This window comes from Paenibacillus sp. PvP094, from assembly GCF_040546835.1.
Taxonomy (GTDB): Bacteria; Bacillota; Bacilli; order Paenibacillales; family Paenibacillaceae; genus Paenibacillus; species Paenibacillus illinoisensis.
Genome location: NZ_JBEPOM010000001.1, coordinates 4807617 through 4825626, shown reverse-complemented (window position 1 = coordinate 4825626; position 18010 = coordinate 4807617). Strand labels below are relative to the sequence as shown.

Annotated in this window: 17 protein-coding genes; all 17 read right to left on the bottom strand. The window is 45.8% G+C overall.

Features of this window, described 5'->3' with window-relative positions; genetic code table 11:
* Positions 1 to 188: 188 nt before the first annotated feature.
* Positions 189 to 794 carry an acetylglutamate kinase gene (locus ABIC22_RS22150; protein ID WP_354483809.1) on the bottom strand — a complete coding sequence of 202 codons (606 nt, stop codon included), beginning with the start codon at positions 792 to 794 and terminating at the stop codon, positions 189 to 191.
* Positions 795 to 954: 160 nt separating this feature from the next.
* The gene (locus ABIC22_RS22145) at positions 955 to 1842 is read right to left on the bottom strand and encodes a cation diffusion facilitator family transporter (protein ID WP_354483807.1); all 888 of its coding nucleotides are present in this window, start codon (positions 1840 to 1842) and stop codon (positions 955 to 957) included.
* Positions 1843 to 2145: 303 nt separating this feature from the next.
* A complete protein-coding gene (locus ABIC22_RS22140) occupies positions 2146 to 3447 on the bottom strand; it encodes a VanZ family protein (RefSeq protein WP_354483805.1) in 1302 nt (433 codons plus the stop codon).
* 331 nt (positions 3448 to 3778) lie between these two features.
* Positions 3779 to 5077, bottom strand: a complete 1299-nt coding sequence (locus ABIC22_RS22135) for an NCS2 family permease (RefSeq protein WP_095286656.1) — start codon at positions 5075 to 5077, stop codon at positions 3779 to 3781.
* A gap of 380 nt (positions 5078 to 5457) precedes the next feature.
* Positions 5458 to 6441: an alpha/beta hydrolase gene (locus ABIC22_RS22130; protein ID WP_354483803.1), complete on the bottom strand. Its 984-nt coding sequence runs from the start codon at positions 6439 to 6441 to the stop codon at positions 5458 to 5460.
* Positions 6442 to 6799: 358 nt separating this feature from the next.
* The gene (locus ABIC22_RS22125; RefSeq protein ID WP_354483801.1) at positions 6800 to 8113 is read right to left on the bottom strand and encodes an ABC transporter substrate-binding protein; all 1314 of its coding nucleotides are present in this window, start codon (positions 8111 to 8113) and stop codon (positions 6800 to 6802) included.
* Between the two features lie 31 nt (positions 8114 to 8144).
* A complete protein-coding gene (locus ABIC22_RS22120) occupies positions 8145 to 8969 on the bottom strand; it encodes a carbohydrate ABC transporter permease (protein ID WP_127536890.1) in 825 nt (274 codons plus the stop codon).
* A 19-nt stretch (positions 8970 to 8988) separates the two neighbouring features.
* On the bottom strand, positions 8989 to 9861 hold the full coding sequence (locus tag ABIC22_RS22115; RefSeq protein ID WP_154893990.1) for a carbohydrate ABC transporter permease: 873 nt from the start codon (positions 9859 to 9861) through the stop codon (positions 8989 to 8991).
* A complete protein-coding gene (locus tag ABIC22_RS22110; protein ID WP_354483799.1) occupies positions 9858 to 10946 on the bottom strand; it encodes an ABC transporter ATP-binding protein in 1089 nt (362 codons plus the stop codon). Before ABIC22_RS22110 ends, ABIC22_RS22115 begins: the two co-directional genes overlap by 4 nt.
* A gap of 20 nt (positions 10947 to 10966) precedes the next feature.
* Positions 10967 to 11803 (bottom strand): metallophosphoesterase family protein, encoded by an 837-nt coding sequence (locus ABIC22_RS22105; RefSeq protein WP_354483797.1) that lies wholly within the window; start codon positions 11801 to 11803, stop codon positions 10967 to 10969.
* A 38-nt stretch (positions 11804 to 11841) separates the two neighbouring features.
* Positions 11842 to 12675: an HAD-IIA family hydrolase gene (locus ABIC22_RS22100; protein WP_354483795.1), complete on the bottom strand. Its 834-nt coding sequence runs from the start codon at positions 12673 to 12675 to the stop codon at positions 11842 to 11844.
* Between the two features lie 18 nt (positions 12676 to 12693).
* The gene (locus ABIC22_RS22095) at positions 12694 to 13407 is read right to left on the bottom strand and encodes a glycerophosphodiester phosphodiesterase (protein ID WP_354483793.1); all 714 of its coding nucleotides are present in this window, start codon (positions 13405 to 13407) and stop codon (positions 12694 to 12696) included.
* 140 nt (positions 13408 to 13547) lie between these two features.
* A complete protein-coding gene (locus ABIC22_RS22090; protein WP_354483791.1) occupies positions 13548 to 14087 on the bottom strand; it encodes a glycerol-3-phosphate responsive antiterminator in 540 nt (179 codons plus the stop codon).
* A gap of 262 nt (positions 14088 to 14349) precedes the next feature.
* Positions 14350 to 15234 (bottom strand): carbohydrate ABC transporter permease, encoded by an 885-nt coding sequence (locus tag ABIC22_RS22085; RefSeq protein ID WP_095286647.1) that lies wholly within the window; start codon positions 15232 to 15234, stop codon positions 14350 to 14352.
* 22 nt (positions 15235 to 15256) lie between these two features.
* The gene (locus ABIC22_RS22080; RefSeq protein WP_354483789.1) at positions 15257 to 16147 is read right to left on the bottom strand and encodes an ABC transporter permease; all 891 of its coding nucleotides are present in this window, start codon (positions 16145 to 16147) and stop codon (positions 15257 to 15259) included.
* Between the two features lie 86 nt (positions 16148 to 16233).
* Positions 16234 to 16554 (bottom strand): hypothetical protein, encoded by a 321-nt coding sequence (locus ABIC22_RS22075; protein ID WP_354483788.1) that lies wholly within the window; start codon positions 16552 to 16554, stop codon positions 16234 to 16236.
* Positions 16535 to 17926: an extracellular solute-binding protein gene (locus ABIC22_RS22070; RefSeq protein ID WP_354483786.1), complete on the bottom strand. Its 1392-nt coding sequence runs from the start codon at positions 17924 to 17926 to the stop codon at positions 16535 to 16537. Before ABIC22_RS22070 ends, ABIC22_RS22075 begins: the two co-directional genes overlap by 20 nt.
* Between the last annotated feature and the right edge of the window lie 84 nt (positions 17927 to 18010).

The window sequence follows — 18010 nt, the reverse complement described above, 5'->3', positions numbered from 1 at the left end:
CTGAATGAATGCAATATGAACGGAGTATGAACAACCTAAAATGCAAAGGATGAAGTTCCTAAACTCCTTCCAAGCGTAAGAAATCAGCCCAATGTAATTAAAAAAAGCCGCTAAACAGCGACTTTTAGTTTAAACACTCTTATTTAACTATCCAGCAAATTTAATTGGATGCTCTTCATGCATTTTAATTAATACTGAAATACCGCCGGGAATTGTTGTACAATTCTGCCTGTCATCATATCCGCCATCTCTAACGCCTGCTGTTGAATTGAATCACTTATTGCAACATTTCTTACGTAATCTTTCGCTATCCGAGTTGCTACTTCTTCCGTGAGGAGACGTAAATGCTCATGCATCATCCGTTGCCATTCGATTTGGGACCAGTATGGATTAATTTGGGCGAGAAAGGCTGCTATTGCATCTGCATTCGCATACCACCGTTTCTGAGCATCTGCTGCAGCTGTTGTGTTACCTGACTTCAAGTTACTAACAAGTTCTGCGGCAATCGTTAAATGTTCTCTGAACAACGTTTCAAATTGATTGGCAATGGCCGTCCCGTACAACGGTTCAAGCACCATCGCGAAATCATTTGGATTGCGTAGAAGTCTCGCGGTTGTTGGCTGGACATCCTCAAGCCCATCGACGATACTGTTCACCGTTAATCTCGTCCAGAACACATGCTGTTCCCATAGTGATCTGAGCTTCCTGTTTAGATCGACACTGGCTGGCGTCCAGCTCAAATGATCTGATTTTCGATAGACAGGATAATAGTACGTTGGAACATAATTCATCATGATCCGTCAGCTCCTTTTCTACAACAATATATAGGCAATAGCCTTTATTGGTGCATTCTAATGAGCAAAGTTGATACTTTTGTCATTCCTAAATATGTATGAAAAAAACAAAAAACCAATGGACGAATCAACGTTCACTGGTTTACAACTTCTATATCGATTACACAGATTCTTCCCACATCTCGGGTTCAACATGTACATGTACAGTATACACGTCGTGTTCTCTGAGCAATTCGTCTTCAACATCGGTGCATATATCGTGTGCTTGCTGCATGTCCAGGTCAGAGCGAACCGTAATAACGACGTCTACAACCGCATTATTTCCGTAGCTTCTCGCTCTTACATCTTTCACGGTCTCTACCCCATCAATCGTAGCAATGGTTTTTCTGTACTCCCGAATAAGCTCCACATCAAAACCGTCTGTTAGATGGTGAGTAGCCTCTTTGAAAATATCCCATGCTGTTTTACAAATGAGGAAACCTACGATGACTGCTGTTACCGGGTCAAGCCAAGGCAGGCCAAACTGCGAGCCTACAATTCCAATGACGGTACCGGCACTTACCCAAGCATCGGATATATTATCACGAGCTGCGGCCATGACCGCCTGGCTCTTGATTTTGGTAGCAAGTCGTTTATTGTAGCGATAGACCAAGTACATCACAACAGCACAGAAAATGCCTGTATATGCGGCAATCAGATCAGGCGATTCATTTTCCCCTTGAAAGACGGAACCAATGGCTTCAAATAAAACTTGTAAACCAACAGCCATCATGATGAACGAAGCAACTAATGATGCAACGGTCTCCGCTTTCCAGTGACCATATGTATGATCCTTGTCTGCTGGACGTTGAGCAAGCCGGAGTCCAATAAGGACTGCGATCGATGCCACAATATCGGTTGCGTTATTCAACCCATCTGCTTTGAGCGCTTCTGAGCCTGCGATGGAACCGATAACCAGTTTTAATGCGGTCAGGCATATATAAGCAATGATGCTAATAATGGCTCCTCGTTCACCCATTTTTAAATTGTCGTACTTCAGTTGATCCACGAATAAAATCCTCCTGCATTCCCCAGTCTTCTAGCACGTTTTCGATAGTATCATCGAGAGATTATGTGGGTCTAGAGAAACGTTTTGGGGACAGTGAAACATAATCTGAACGCGGCAAGACTGTTATAACAAACTAAAAGAATTGGAGAGGGTAAACTTTTCCCGGGTGTAGAAATAAATTAGAAAAAGCGAGCCGTTTGCTCGCTTTTGTAACCTAGCATCTCATCCTATTTTTTGTTCTTCACGTATCTAGTTCATGTTGTGAGTCTTCATCTTGGCCAATTGCTTATTTCTCTTTAGTAGTTAATTCTTCAAGGCCGGTATCTGAGTGCTCCACTCTTCCCCGTTGAGAGCCCCCTTGAATTGGTAGACTGGCTGGTGATACCCCTTTGAATCGTAGGCATAGGTCAATTCATAATCCGTTACAATCAATTTGTCGTTTTTTTGCAGGTCATTATACATGTAGAAATTACCTCTGAGAACTTCTTCATACGCCTGCGCCGGACTGCTCACATCAACAGTACGAATATATTTATTTTTATTCATGGCATAGAACAATTCCTGTGGAATAAGACCTTCTGCCGCAGGAACAATGATGATCATCCCATGATCAAAGTCTCGTTGTTCTGTTGACATATCGGAGTTGGTCATATGCAAATCCCATCGAACGGTATCTTCATTTTGCGTACTAAATTCAGCTTTTTGAGGCAGTAATCCATGCTGACTTAGCCACTTACCATAGGCAGTTCCTTTTTCTGTCAGAACCTCCGGTTGCATTGAAATAGTCGCATACTGATCAGGTGCCAACGACCAATTACCGCTATTCATGTTGTAATTAAAGGTGTAATCGTTCCCTCCGCTGTCATACAGCTTCCAGATTCGGTTGAATCCGTCAATGGAGATGTGACCTCTCTGTTGCAGTTGAAAATGATCACTCAGTAATGAGACCATCTGCTTGGCATACTCCATGTTATGAATCTCAAAGCTTCGATATAGTGCTACGGGTTCAGCGTGGTCGGGCAGTTTCGTGTCTAGCGTCACATGGACCTGATTCATTTTCTGCGATGTGGCTGGACGAATGGCAAGGTTCCCGAGTTCTTGGCTGGAATACATGATAAGTGCCCCTGTAAATAACAGTACAAAGGTCAAAGGAATACAGAACGCACGAAACATAGCTTTGAAGGATATTCTCTTTTTTTGCCTGATATCAAGGATTGCACTCATCAACCCGTATCCCGCTAAACTGCCGAGCGTATTGTGCAGTATGTCATCCAGTTCAAAAATCCCTCTGCCTGTCACCATCTGAAATGTTTCTATACCTATTGTAATCATCAGCGATATGATTAATATCGACTTGAAGCCACGTGTCTTCATTCCCAGAAGCGGAAGCAGGAAGCCTAGTGGTGCAAACATCAACATATTGAAAATAATAAGCTGGAATTCACTCAGCGACCATTGATTCCATGCACTTACATAGCCGCTGAACAACTCCAGGTTTACCCATCCGCTATAGTTAGCGCCTCTGCTAAATGTAGTTAACATCATGACCATGATCAGCCAGCCCATCAACGAAAATGAGGCTATAAACTGCCATAATTTTATCATGCGTTTTCCACCTCTTTTTCTATACAACCTATACGTTATTAACACGATTCCCAAGGCTATGAGACCGACTATTAATGCAACACCCACGACAGGTAATAGTTTCTGTACCACTTGAATGAAATCCATCTGTAACTCCTCCCATAATGAATGGCTGCACTGCGCAGCCCTTAATGGTTCAAGTATACCGATAGTGGAAAAAAGCTCCTATCTATCAAGCTTTCATGAATCTTTCAATCGTGTAAGGTTGTGCTTGAGATCCATACAAAATAAACCAAAAAGGAGAGCGGCCTGTATAATTACAGGTCGCTCTCCCTCTATTTTAAATCGTTTTCTAGTGATCCAGAAATACAAGCTGGATGAAGAACAATACCGCAAACACGTAGAATACCGGATGAACATCCTTTCCTTTACCACGAAGCAGCTTCAGAACCGGATAGAAGATGAATCCTACGCCAATACCTGTCGCAATACTGTGCGTTAGTGGAGTAAGGATGATAATCAGGAAAGCAGGAAATGTTTCTTCGAGATCCTTCCAGTTGATTTTGCTGATAACACTGATCATGAAGTACCCTACAATAATCAGTGCCGGAGAAGTAATCGCCGGAATACCGGATATCACACTTACGATTGGTGTAAAGAATAGCGTAAGCGCAAGCAGTACACTGACCGTTACTGCAGTCAATCCCGTTCTTCCTCCTGCAGCTACCCCTGTGCTGGACTCGATATAAGCCGATGTTGGGCTGGTTCCGAGCAAGGCACCAGTGGTTGTTCCTACGGCATCAGCCAAGAGCGCACCGCGTGAGCGAGGGAATTTCCCGTCCTTCAGGAGTCCTGCTTGTTCAGCAACTCCCAGCATCGTTCCCGTTGTATCAAACAGCGTGATTAACAGGAAGGTGAAGATGATCGTATACAAGCCATTGGAGAATACACCTGCCAGATCCAGTTGGAAAGCCGTTGCTGTAAGCCCTTCTGGCATAGATACGATCGATTCCGGCATTTGAAATAGTCCCATTATCCAGGCAAGAATCGCGGTAACCACCATTCCGATGAACAGATAACCTTTTACATTGTAAGCCATCAGCACAACCGTAATAATCAACCCAATAATCGTCAGATAGGTCATTGGCTCTGCCAAGTTCCCGATGGTGATCAAATTCGATTCCGAATCGGCAATAATTCCCGCATTTTGCAAGCCTACCGTCGTAATAAACAGTCCGATCCCTGCTGTAATCGCGTGCTTGAGACTCGCGGGAATGGCATCGAGCAGCATGTAGCGGAAGGAAGTAAGTGATAAAACAATAAACAAAAGCCCTGCGATAAATACCGCGCCCAGTGCAACCTGCCAAGACACACCATATCCCGCAACTACACTATAGGCAAAGAAAGCATTCAGACCCATGCCCGGCGCGATAACGATTGGATAGTTGGACCATATCCCCATAATCAGCGTTGCCACAATGCTCGCAAGAACCGTTGCGATGAATACCCCGTTGAACTCCATTCCCGTGCTGCTGAGGATTCCCGGGTTTACGATCACTATGTATACCATCGTGAAGAATGTCGTGATCCCTGCGATGATTTCTGTTGAAACACTCGTGCCTCTTTCTTTCAGTTTGAACCAATTGTTCATGGTAAAGCCAGCCTCCAACTTTCAAATTATTTCTGGATTAGATAAAAACAAAAAAATCCTAATCTTCATATAGGATTGTAAATTTATCGCTCCTATATTCGTCATTAGGATTGAACAGCTAAGCTTAGAGACCCAAAAAGTGATCCTCATATCTGTTATAACCTGATGTCCATTTCGTATTTTAATAAAAGTAACACGCATTGTCAACGAATCATCCGATTTGTTCACAGTTAATTACGAACTATATAGATATTTTATAGATTATTCATTCGTTTTTTCGACTTTGATACAGTTCCCCATTAGCCATGGGTATCTGCAAACGCAGAACAAAAAACAAACCACGGCACCGAATCCGGTACCGCAGTTTAAAATTTACCATACTACTTTATTTCCTTCATGTATTCTTTGAATTCCTGGGCAATTTCTTTGAATTTCGTATGATGCAGGTAATGTGCCCCCTCCATTGGGATCATTTTACCCTGTGCAGATTGTTTGGCTTGCTCCTCATGCAGCGGAATCCACTGCTGATTTTGCTCATTATTTGATTGAACAAAGAGAAGTACTGGCAGATCACGAGGATAGCTGAGATGTTCTCCATTTTTGAAATTGGAACCGAGATGCCGTAGCTCATCCAACATCGTTGGATTGGTCGCGACCTGATTCGAAATCAAGTTCATCTGTTCTTTGGTATGTTCTTCGAAATCAAGGGATGCATAAGGATCGCCACTCACTGCTTTAATTAATCTCATCCAACCTGAATCCTGAAGGAACTGCATCAATCCCAGAGGCAATTGGACATCCATGCCAGGTTGATTGGGAACACTGCTGTCTATGCCGACAAAAGCAATAACTTCATCCGGATACGTGTTCACATAGGATACTCCATAAAGTCCTGTAATTGAATGCCCCATCAGAATGTAACGGTCAATACCAAGCTGCTGCACAGCTTCGTGATATTCACGGATAATATTCTCTGTTGTTCTCTCTTTTTCCGTTTCGTCACTTAATCCATAACCGAAAGGTTCAATGGCCACGACTCTGTAATCGGGAGACAATTCATCAATCAATAATTTGAAATCAAGTACAGGCGACGGAGTACCCTGCCCCGGAAGAAGGACGATGGTCTGTTCGCCGTCTCCCTGAATATATACATTCATTTTTTTCCCATCTACATGGACATACTGGCCATAGGGTTCGATTTTCTTTTTCTCGACTCCGTTACTTATAGCATTAACGACGAATACGACGCCCATGAACAGTACAAGGACCCCAACAATTCCTCCAATGATTTTCAACCATAAGTTTCGTTTCTTACGTCTCTTCATTCCCGTTGTTTGTATTTCCACCGTTTTTACCACGTTCATCTTCTCCTGTCTCTGCTTGTGAAGCGCCGCCTTGGCGACATATTCCAAGTGTAATCAAGCAAGATGTCCGCTTCGTGACGACAGTATGAACGGAGTGTGAACAAGTCCAAAAGAAGGCACTGCACCTGTAAGATGTATAGTGACACTAAGCTCACTGCAATTCCCATGGAGACAATAAGGACCTAAACTAGCGATCAAATCGCTAAATTAACGCAGCTAGTAAATGCGCTCCACCTGCATTGGGCTGTGTTTTATCCCTCGGCACGAAGTGCCCAGCAGATATCTCCCATGTCCCATGGACAAAACTAAGGGGCTAGCGGAAATTACCGTCTAACCCCTTTGCGCTATCATCATTGTTCTACTTACTCAACAAGGCATCTGCCTTCTTCACTGCTTCGGCTATAGCTGCCTCTGCCGTAACGGACGAATCAACAACCGCACGAAGAATCTCATCCTTAATCATCTCACCAATTTCAGGATAAACCTTCTGCATCGGACGAGGACCTGCATATTCCAGTTGGTCTACCGCTACTTTGAACAGCGGCTTTTCTTCATAGAGCTTCTTCATTTCATCACTTTCCACCGCGCTGATCCGGCTAGGTAAATATCCCGTAAAGGAGCTCGCATAGATCGTTTGCTCTTTCGAGGTCATCCACTTTATAAACTTCCAGGCCGCTTCCTGCTTTTCGGGGGACAGGCCAGAGGTCATAACCAGGTTGGCACCACCCGTTGGCACACCAAACGTATCATTCGCAGGCATAAATGTTGTTCCAAGTTCAAAGCCCTGCTCTTCTGCAACCTTCATATTATTGGTTAAATCTGCAGTGGAAGCGAACAGCATCGCTGAACGCTGATTGTGGAAATCCGTCTTGGCTTGCGTACCCGCATCATCCGTTGTACCGATGCTCATGATGCCTTCATCCTTCATCTTCAGCCACAACTTCACAGGTTCAATTCCCGTTTCATTATTGAAAGCAGCACTTTTCCCATCCTCACTAATCATCGTTCCTCCGCTCTGTCTTACAAAAGCTTCATAGAACCAAATATCGACAGGCATCGAGATGCCATAGCGCTGATCCTTAATCGTTAGCTTGCGTGCATAATCTTCAAATTCAGTCCAATTCTTCGGTCCAGCAGGATCAAGTCCTGCCTCCTCCAGCATCGTACGGTTTAAGTACAGGATAGGTGTACTGCGTAAATAAGGCAGAGCATACAGCTTGTCATTCACGTAGGAATTTCCCATCAGACCTGGAATGAAATCATCCATATCAAGCTGATCCTTCTCTACAAAAGAAGTCAACTCCTGCGTCATGCCGGATTCGGCAAATACACCAACCGAAGCAATTTCATTTTGCCATACTTCGGGAGCATTGCCTGCTGCAAAAGCAGCCTGTGCCTTGGAATGCTGATCTGCATACGATCCCTGATATTCTGCCTTCACAATCACTTCATCCTGGGATTCATTAAACATTTTCACCAGGTTCTCATTGTTCTCGGCGATTTTGTCCCCCCATGAGTACCAATATGTAATCTCTACCGGTTTATTCGCCGTGCCATTCGAACTCCCAGAAGCAGCAGCATTATCGGTTGAACCCGCAGAATTGGAATCACCACAACCAGCCAAAGCAAGTGCAAGAGTTCCTGCTAACAAAAGTGAACCAAACTTTTTCATGGATAAACCCTCCTATGAATGATGGATTGAATTATTTCACACCCGAATAAACAAATGCTTTAATAATTTGCCTTTGTCCAAATAAGAAAACAATCAGAATCGGAACGACCAAAATCATGTTTCCAGCCATCAAAATGTGCCATGCCGCCCCTCCGTCCACCTCGCGAAGCTTGGAAATCCCAATCGGAAGTGTTCTGGCTGCATCAGAGGTCGTCATCACTAGCGGCCAAAAATAATCATTCCAGTGTGCAATGAAACTGAATAATGCAAAGGTTACCAGCGTTGGACGGGCCATCGGCACCATAATCCTAAGGATGATCTTCCATTCAGGCGTCTGGTCAAGCCGTGCAGCTTCAATGAGTTCTTCCTGTACCTGCTTGAATGACTGCCTGAGCATGAAGATCCCAAAGGCGCTGGAAGCGAAGGGCAGAATAAGTGCCAGCAAATTGTTAATGAGTCCCCACTTGCTGAGTAACAAATACACTGGCAAAAAGATGAGCTGACCCGGAATCATTAAAGTGACCATCGTAATTCCAAATAACAGCTTGTCTCCTTTGAAGGAGTATCTGGCAAACGCATAAGCTGCCAATATAATGGTCGTAAATTGAAGAAGAAGGATACTGATGGATACAACAACACTGTTCATTAAATATTTCAAGAAAGGTCCAGATTCCCATGCCGCCTGGAAATTGCTCCACATCACCTTAGAGGGGATCCATTTGGGGGGAAAGATCACGGTCTCCGGATACGACTTCAAGGATGTTGAGATCATCCATAGAAAAGGGATAGCAAAAATCGCAACCAGTACGATCGTGGCCGTGACGTTCAGAGTACGCAGAATTGACTTACTTGCCATGATATTTCCCTTCTCCTTTCTATTGGTAGTGAACCTTGCGGCTTAGCAGCTTGAAGTAGACTAATGTAAGCAAACCAACGACAACAAGCAGGATAACTCCCGCAGCCGAAGCGTAACCGATCTTGAAGTAGCGGAATCCGTACTCATAAATGTAAAAGACGAGTGTGTTCGTTGAATTGATCGGACCTCCGTTAGTCATGATGGCTATGGTTTCAAATACCTGGAACGAACTGATCAGATTAATGATAATTAAGAAGAAAAGGGTCGGTGATAGCATCGGCAGCGTAATCTTGTAGAACTTCCGCCACCAATTGGCCTCGTCCAGAGCTGAAGCTTCATACACATCCTTGGGAATACTTTGAAGTCCAGCGATGAAGATAAGCGCGTTATAACCCACGCCCTTCCAGACCGAAACAAGGACAAGTGACAGTAATGAACTGTCTGGGCTGCTGAGCCACTCCAGCTTGGGCAAGCCAACCATGTCCAGTAAACCGTTAAGCAAACCGAACTTGGGATCCATCAACCACATCCACACCAGGGATACAGATACAAGAGAAACAATATGTGGACTGAATAATGCCCCCTGTACAAACCCATACCATGCGCCTTCCCGGTTCAGCCATATGGCTAGCAGCAGTGAAATTACAATGGATAAGGATACGGAAAGAAGCGTATAGTTCAAGGAATTGCTCAGGACCTGAAGAAAGGCACGATCCTTAAATAACTCGACAAAGTTGTTGAAGCCTACAAACTCCTTGACCGGATTAATGAAGTCCCAGTTATAAAAGCTCAGGAAGATCATATAAAAGATCGGATAGATGAAAAAGATTGAAAATATGACGATTGAGGGAGCCACCATGACATAGGGACGAAATTTGGACCAAACGGTCATGAATATTTCCCTCCCAGGACAATGAGCTCTCTCTCTTCGGATCTCTCATGCTGACGAGCACGGACTCCGTCCCGATCAAAGTAGTACAGGTCCTGCATGGAGATCGTGATGTTCACCTCGGAAGCTGTCTCCAATGGCTTCAAAAAACTCTTCACAGACACAAATCCAAGCGCGGATTCCAGTTGATAGATGATTTCTGCACCTAGTGTCTCACGTGTCATGATCCGGCCCGGGAAATGAACAAGTCCGGACTGCGGCCGGTTCTCAAGCGTCATCGTTGCTTTCTCCGGTCTAAAACCAACCTGCCCAATGTTGTCATGCAGCTGCCCATTCAAGTATGGCAGGATACGTTCACGATCAATGACATTCATCGGCGGTGTACCGATAAACTGAGCTGTGAACACATTATCGGGATCGTCGTAGATTTTCATCGGACCATCTGCTTGTTGAATCAGTCCTTTGTTCATGATGACGATGCGATCTCCCATCGACATTGCCTCAACCTGATCATGTGTAACAAAGACAAAGGTTGCGCCCAGCCGTTTGTGAAGCTGAATTAACTCCGTACGCATTTGATGACGAAGCTTGGCATCGAGATTCGACAATGGCTCGTCCATCAGAAAGACCGCAGGACTCTTCACCATGGCCCGAGCCAAGGCAACCCGCTGGCGCTGACCTCCAGACAGAGCTTGCGGCTTCTTGTGCAGATACTCTGCCAGACCGACAACCTCCGTGATTTCTTTAACGAGGCGCTCTCGTTCGGGCCGGGGGACCTTGCGATTTACGAGTCCGAATTCGATGTTCTCCTTGACAGTCATCATCGGATATAATGCATAGTTCTGGAATACCATGGCCACATTGCGCTTGCCTGGTTCTACACCATTGACACATTGATCTCCGATCCAAATTTCTCCGCCCGTTTCTTTCTCGAGCCCTGCGATCATGCGGAGTGTCGTCGATTTTCCACAGCCAGAGGGGCCGACCAATACCGTAAAGGAACCATCCTCAATGGTCAGATCCAGACCCGCTATGACTTTATCCTGCTTGAAGCTTTTTTCAATCTGCTTCAGCACAATTTGTGCCATGAGCTTCCCTCCTCTTTCATTTATTGAGCGGCCGATGCGAATTGAACCGATAAAATAAGGTCGCTTTTTTCTCCTAATGCACCCACGACAGGGCCGAAGCCTGGCATATCACAGCAAAAGCTCTGAATATCAGCGAGGAGACCCGCATCCTGTATCGGATGGTGAGTTATCTCTACCTGGCCCTCATGGACTTCGATCACACGGTATGCCGGCACGTCCAGGCAAGCTGCGGTCTGAACATAGTGCCACTTCCCCTGCTTCACAATGGAGTTGATGTGATTATGTCCGCAAAAATAGATGCCGCCTTCCGGTCGACTATTGAATATGCTCTTCAGTTCATCCTGTGGACGAATGTACAACTTATCAATCGTCGAGCGTGCAGTGGTATCAAATACCGGATGGTGCCCAAAGAGAAGTACTTGCTTATCAAGTGAATTGTTAAGCTCTTCTTCGAGCCATGTCAGCTGCTCTTCGTCCAGCTCCCCTCCCCAATCTGCAGGATTCATCTCCTGGGTTGTATCCAGAAAAATCAGCCTGGCATGAGGCGTGTCAATCGCCCGATAGCGATCTTGACCTGTTAATTTGGAGATTTCATGCTTCGGTATCGAATACGTGTCATGATTGCCAAGCACATGAATGAAGTTCCGTTCACTCCTGGAAAGGAAGGAGAACATCGATCTGAATTCCTGAGCCGTTCCTTCATGCGTCAAATCGCCAATAGAGATATGAAAGTCCGCCTCTACCTCCAAAAAAGCCTGGAGCATATGTTCATAAGCTCGAACTCTCGCAGCTTTCATCTCTTCCGTTCCGTGACTCATGCATGAATAGTGATAATCACCAAGTAACGCTAAACGCATGAACTCCACCTCCATTATTTTTCAGAACTTACTGCTATTTAAATTCTCTTCATTTGCAGCACCATTGAGTGCTTGGATTGGCTATCCTGCTCCATGATGCATTCATTGAAAGAAGACCATATATAGTCCGGAATAATCCCTGTTTCCTCGATATCCTCTCTTGAGGAGATACCTGTAAGCACAAGAGCCGTCTTCATTCCATTCTGTTGACCAAATAAAATATCGGTCTCCAACCGATCGCCTATCATAAGGCATCTGCTGTTGTTCACATTCAAGAGCTGGATTGCCTTCTCTGCATAGTAACGGGAGGGTTTACCCATCACGACGGATGTTTTCTGCTGGCTGGCTGCCTCAATCGAGCTTAGAATCGAGCCGGTATCCGGAATGATATCTCCCTGAACGGGACAGCAGCTGTCCGGATTCGTTGCCATGAGAACTGCTCCATGACGAACTGCTTTTGCCGCCAAATGAAGCTTGTCGTAATGGAACTGCCGATCCATTCCGACTAATACATGCGTTGATTGAGTTGGATCTTCCGTCATTGTGATCCCGATCGCTCGAAGTTCACTCCGCAAAGCCTCCTCACCTACAACCAGTACTCTGGCATTAGGCGCATACTCTGCAAAATACATCCCTGACACGTATCCCGCGGTCAGAATTTCGTCAAGCTCGCATGGTACACCCAGACTCAGCAGCCTCTTGTAGCAATCCTCCCTGGTATGTACGGGAGTATTCGTTAAGAACAACAGACGCTTGCCTTGTGATCTCAAGCTGCTAATGAAGCTGTTTACGCCAGGAAGGATCATCTGGCTAACATAAATCGTTCCGTCTAGATCGAAGCAATACGCATCGTAATCATACACATTTTCCATAACCTTACCCTTGCCCACTCATACTGAGCTGGGCAGCTCCAACACATCCATGAAGGATTCGAGCTCGTCTGTACAGACCCACACAGACGGATAATCTTGAAATTTCTTCATGATGGAAGTCTCGTTAATTGTCCAGGCCATCAATTGAATCCCCAGCTCTTGACATCGATGAATATATTGCTCGGTTACAAAAGCGTAGTGCATAGACAAGAACGTCGCTCCCATCTCTACAGACCAGTCAAGAATAGCCTTCGAACAACCAAAGGTAATCAGACCAATACGTACCTCACTAGATAATTGTCTGATTCTCTCCAAGGCATCAAAATCAAATGACGTAATGACGACCTGATCCAGCATGTTGAATTCCTTAATCACTTCAAGTACCTTCTCCTCGAGCTGAGGATAATAAGTACCCATCTGCTTAAGCTCGATGTTAAGCCCAATGTTCCCCTTCAAAGCTCGAAGCACCTCTTCTAGGGTTGGTATGTGCTCATCTTGTTCTATGTGGAACGATTGCAGCTCCGAAGCTGAATAATCAGCTACCCTACCTGTTCCATTCGTCATGCGGTCAACCGTATGATCATGAATGACAACCGGGATACCATCTTTGCTTAGATGTACATCCAGTTCGAGATGGGTGAACCCAAGTTCCACTGCTTTTAAAAAGGAAGACAACGTATTTTCAGGATATTTCTTGGGATAGCCTCGATGAGCAACTCCTTGAATGATCATGCTCCATTACCTCCTGTTGTATTTTTTTGGACAACACAAAAAACCCAGCAGCAAATCACCCTCCTTCAACATCAAGGTTGTATTGATTTACTTACCACCGGGTTTTCTCGTCGTCTCCACCCAAGGATAAATGTATGAAATTAAGCCCAGAATTTCTCATGGCCAATCGAAACAAAATCTGCCCCACTCTTTAGGGCCTGCTGTATCTCTTCCTCATGTCGAATCAGTCCACCAACGATCAATGGCTGTGTGATTCGTTCATTAAGCTCTTGAATGACTCGCGGCATAAGCCCCGGCATCAATTCAACCTCATCAGGCTTATAGCTCTTAATCATTCGCACTGCAGTCTCAATGGCTGCTGAATCAATGGCAAATATGCGCTGAATGCTCAGTATGCCTGCTTGCTTTGCCGCAGAAACTGCATTACTCTTCGTTGTCACGATACCATCAACTCTAAACACATCGGCAAGATATTGAATGGCCGAGGCATCCCGTCCAATCCCGGATACCATCTCGGTATGTACATAGGCCTGTTTGCCGCTCTGATGCAACCTGTCTATGATGGAGCCAAGATTCGTAATGTTTCCTGTCATCAGAATAACTCGCTTCACATCGCTTGCTATAGCCTGTGCAATCTGTTCATCTACCGTAATGGAGGCGATGATCGGATAGTTCTTCATGATTCAGTCCTCATTCCCTCGTTAGTCATCTTACATGTTAAAGCAGAAATATTTCTTTTGTTTCATGTTCATGTAAACGGGTTGTTAATTTCACGACTCCACATTCACTATTCGGAGACAGCCTAAATGAAAAGTGAATTTTGGTTCGTAGCAGCTTGAGTTAACTGAACGCTTAAATAAAAATAGGTCCGTACCCGACGAAATCGACTACAGACCTATTCAGTCACGCTATTCTTTTGTTCTTAGGCTATGTCCTATGCAGCTACTCCTTCACCGAACCCAGTGTAATACCGTGAATGAAAAAGCGCTGCAGGAATGGATAGACAATAAGTACAGGAAGCATGGCAATGAAAATTTTGGCTGCATTTAAAGTTTGATTAGACAACTCGTTCATGCGTTTATACTGGTCTTCCGTCATGTTCGACGCGTCGATGACCACAACGAATTGCTGGATTAACGTTTGCAGCGGATAATGATCCTGCCCTGAAGTCAGCACCAATCCATGGAAGAACTCATTCCAATGGTAGACGATGGTGAACAATGTGACAGTAGCCAGTACCGGTACGGCCAGCGGTACATAAATGGTGATTAACATTCGCCAAGGCCCGGCCCCGTCCACGAGCGCAGCCTCGTCCAGTTCCTTGGGCAGATTACGGAAATAGTTCACGATCAGAATGACGTTAAATACCGGCACTCCCCCGCCAAGAACAAGTGCCCAGATGGTATCATATAGACCTATCGCCTTCACCGTCATGTACCATGGAATCAGGCCGCCGTTGAACAGCAGCGTGAACACAAGAATCCACATGAATACATTCCGCATACGGAATTCTCGCGGGCTTCTTGAGAGCGGATAAGCCATCATCGTTGTCACCACAAACGTGATTGTTGCACCAAGCACAACCCGCTGAATGGAAATCCAGAAGGAATTAAAAAAGGAACGGTCGCCGATAATTTGTTGATATGAATTGAAGTTGAAGCCAACGGGCCATAACCATACTTTTCCGGCAGCCGCCGCTGATTTTTCGCTTAAGGACACGGCCAGCGTATACCAGAGGGGCAGTATGCACAGGAATGCAATCAGGAGCAGCACAACCAGAAGCGTGACATCAAACACCCTGGATCGCAGCGTTGTTTCTCTAATCATCTCGCTCGACTCCTTCTCCTTATCAGAATATACGGTAATTGGCGAACTTCGAAGCCAGCAGATACGAAACGATAATGAGCACAAAACTGACTATCGACTTCAGCAAACCAACTGCGGTTGCAAGTCCGTACTGCATGTTCAGCAATCCTTCGCGGTATACCCAAGTATCGATAATGTCACCCGTGGAATAGAGCAGCGGGTTGTACAGGTTGAAAATCTGGTCAAAGCCTGCGTTCAGTACGTTCCCAAGGCTTAACACCGCCAAGAGTACAATCGTGGTTCGCAAGCCAGGCAGTGTTACATGCCATATTCTCCGCATCCGGGTTGCTCCGTCAATCGAAGCCGCTTCGTACAAGGATGGACTGATGCCCGTGAGTGCAGCCAAGTAGATGATCGTGTTGAAGCCGAACTCCTTCCATACATCGCTGCCGACGACAATAAATGGGAACAAGTCTGCACGGGCGAAGAACAACACCGGTTCAATCCCCACGATGTTCAGTAATCCGTTGACCGGACCCGTGTACGAAAACACATCGAGCAATATGCCTGACAGGATCACCCAGGACAAAAAATGCGGAAGGTACACGATCGTTTGAACCCAGCGCTTAACCACCATAAGACGCAGTTCATTCAGCATGATCGCAAAGACTAACGGCACAATCAGGTTACCTGCTATTTTCATGACGGCAATGTACATGGTATTGAAGAAAATGGTCTTGGTATCGTTCAGGCTAAACATATATTCGAAGTTCTCCAGCCCAATCCAGGTCGATTTCCAAATGCCCTGGCCCGGGTTAAAGTCCTGAAAGGCAATGGCAATCCCGAACATGGGAATGATGCTGATGAACAGCAGCCACACCATTCCGGGCAGCAGCATGATGTAATAATGTTTGATGAAACTTCGGTTTCGCATCCGGTGTTCCTCCTCTGCAATCTCCCATCCCTGATCTTCTCAGGAAGAAGCGCCGGATGACTGACCCCCGGCGCTCTGGACAGCTTCTACTTGACGTACTCCTTCACTTCCTCGGTGATTTTGTCCCCGCCTTGCTTTTTCCAGTCGCTGACGAACGTATCGAACGTATCCAGAGGTGCAGCCCCCATAATGATCTTCAGGAAGGTTTCATCCTCCAGCTTTTTCAGATTCGACCAGCGGCTTTCCATCGTGCGGGTTTGGGAATAGAGCAAGCTGTATACCTTGTTGTAATCCTGCTGCAAGGACGATGATCCGACCAAGAGTGAATAGATGCGGCTCCATACACCAAGGTCTGCCTGAGGGTCCCAATACTGGATGTCCATATTGTCATACGGCTCTTTCTTCACCTTTTTGACGTTCTGAATGTCTGCAGCAAGCAGTTTGTAGCCTGGATCGGTGAAGTCTTCCGGTTTTTTTCGTGCCAGCAAGTACTTCTTGCAAAGCTTTCGCTGAATATTCGCTCTCATCCATATAAGACATCGGTACACGCAGCGGATAGTGACCTACAGGCACAGAGATATCAAACTTCGATTCATCCCGAATGAGCAGATTCAGCATTTTGATGACCGCTTCGGGATGCTCATATCCTTTGCGCACAACAACGAATACGGTAGAAGGAGCGCCCATATGAGCATTAAATTGTCCATCAGCATCCAGCGGCAGCAAGTATGCCTGCCAGTTGGCGTTTGGATCGTTTTTAATCGCATCGGGAAGAGGTCCATATCCCATCCACCATGGTGCGAAGAAAATACCAGCATTACCGTTGACTACGGGCTCGGACGCGGCTTTGCGAATGCCGAGTTCCTTGTCGATTAGCCCATTCGCATACATGTCGCGCAGTTTGGCGAGCGCTTCCTTCGTTTCTGGCAGAATGGAGCCGTAGACCGGGTTGCCAGCATCGTCTTTTAACCAGTAACCAGGATAAGCCTTGTAAGCCCCGAAGATTGGATCAAGTCCATACGTGTTATTCGTTGATTCCAGGAAATTCGCATATAATCGGCCGCCGTTCTGCTGTCCTGCAATCCCAATCGTATCGTTCTTGCCGTTGCCGTCCGGATCTTGTTCCACGAATGCTTTCGCTACATTCTCCAGTTCCTCCATCGTTTGGGGCGGTTCAAGTCCCAGCTTGTCGAGCCAGTCCTTGCGTATCCACATTTGGTGAACACCATCGGAGTGTACTTGTATACTAGGGATAGCGTACATTTTCCCGTCAAATGTTACCGCCTCGGCAGACACACCGTTTGTTTTCTCCATATAACTCTTCATGGCTGGTGAAGCATATCGATTAAATGCATCGGTCAGGTCTTCCAGCTGGCCCGCCTTCACCATCGCCCGCAGCTGGGTATCCTTGACCACGAGTGCATCGGGTAAATCGTTGCTTGAAATCGCGAGGTTAACTTTCTGCTCATAGTTCGTTCCGGTCGCCGCTTGCCAGGTGACTTTAGTATCAATATTCAGATTGTCCTTCACATAACGTGAATACTGGTTGTTCTCCGGTGTGTCCCCGGCAGGCAAACTTTTGTCTGTTGGATCGACCTCTTTGCCATACCTTAGTGTAATCGTCTGGTCGTACTTGCCGAATGGATCTGCCGGCCCTTCTTCTACAACGCCAGGCGTAGTATTATTTTCCGCCGTTTCATCCTTGTCGCCCGCGTCGCTGCAGGCGCTCGTGAATGCGAGCAACAGCATCATTGCCACCATGACCATTTTTTTACCCAAATGGATGCTCCCCCTTAAAATGGAATGTCCTTCGCGTCCAGCACCAACAATATAACACGGCCGGAAAACGTTTATGGATAGAGA

Excerpts from the sequence above, each read along its gene's own strand:
- ABIC22_RS22110 (WP_354483799.1), bottom strand. The coding sequence starts at position 10,946 with ATGGCACAAATTGTGCTGAAGCAGATTGAAAAAAGCTTCAAGCAGGAT.
- ABIC22_RS22100 (WP_354483795.1), bottom strand. The coding sequence starts at position 12,675 with ATGGAAAATGTGTATGATTACGATGCGTATTGCTTCGATCTAGACGGA.
- ABIC22_RS22085 (WP_095286647.1), bottom strand. The coding sequence starts at position 15,234 with ATGATTAGAGAAACAACGCTGCGATCCAGGGTGTTTGATGTCACGCTT.
- ABIC22_RS22125 (WP_354483801.1), bottom strand. The coding sequence starts at position 8,113 with ATGAAAAAGTTTGGTTCACTTTTGTTAGCAGGAACTCTTGCACTTGCT.
- ABIC22_RS22095 (WP_354483793.1), bottom strand. The coding sequence starts at position 13,407 with ATGATCATTCAAGGAGTTGCTCATCGAGGCTATCCCAAGAAATATCCT.
- ABIC22_RS22080 (WP_354483789.1), bottom strand. The coding sequence starts at position 16,147 with ATGCGAAACCGAAGTTTCATCAAACATTATTACATCATGCTGCTGCCC.
- ABIC22_RS22130 (WP_354483803.1), bottom strand. The coding sequence starts at position 6,441 with ATGAACGTGGTAAAAACGGTGGAAATACAAACAACGGGAATGAAGAGA.
- ABIC22_RS22120 (WP_127536890.1), bottom strand. The coding sequence starts at position 8,969 with ATGGCAAGTAAGTCAATTCTGCGTACTCTGAACGTCACGGCCACGATC.
- ABIC22_RS22150 (WP_354483809.1), bottom strand. The coding sequence starts at position 794 with ATGATGAATTATGTTCCAACGTACTATTATCCTGTCTATCGAAAATCA.
- ABIC22_RS22090 (WP_354483791.1), bottom strand. The coding sequence starts at position 14,087 with ATGAAGAACTATCCGATCATCGCCTCCATTACGGTAGATGAACAGATT.
- ABIC22_RS22135 (WP_095286656.1), bottom strand. The coding sequence starts at position 5,077 with ATGAACAATTGGTTCAAACTGAAAGAAAGAGGCACGAGTGTTTCAACA.
- ABIC22_RS22140 (WP_354483805.1), bottom strand. The coding sequence starts at position 3,447 with ATGATAAAATTATGGCAGTTTATAGCCTCATTTTCGTTGATGGGCTGG.
- ABIC22_RS22115 (WP_154893990.1), bottom strand. The coding sequence starts at position 9,861 with ATGACCGTTTGGTCCAAATTTCGTCCCTATGTCATGGTGGCTCCCTCA.
- ABIC22_RS22105 (WP_354483797.1), bottom strand. The coding sequence starts at position 11,803 with ATGCGTTTAGCGTTACTTGGTGATTATCACTATTCATGCATGAGTCAC.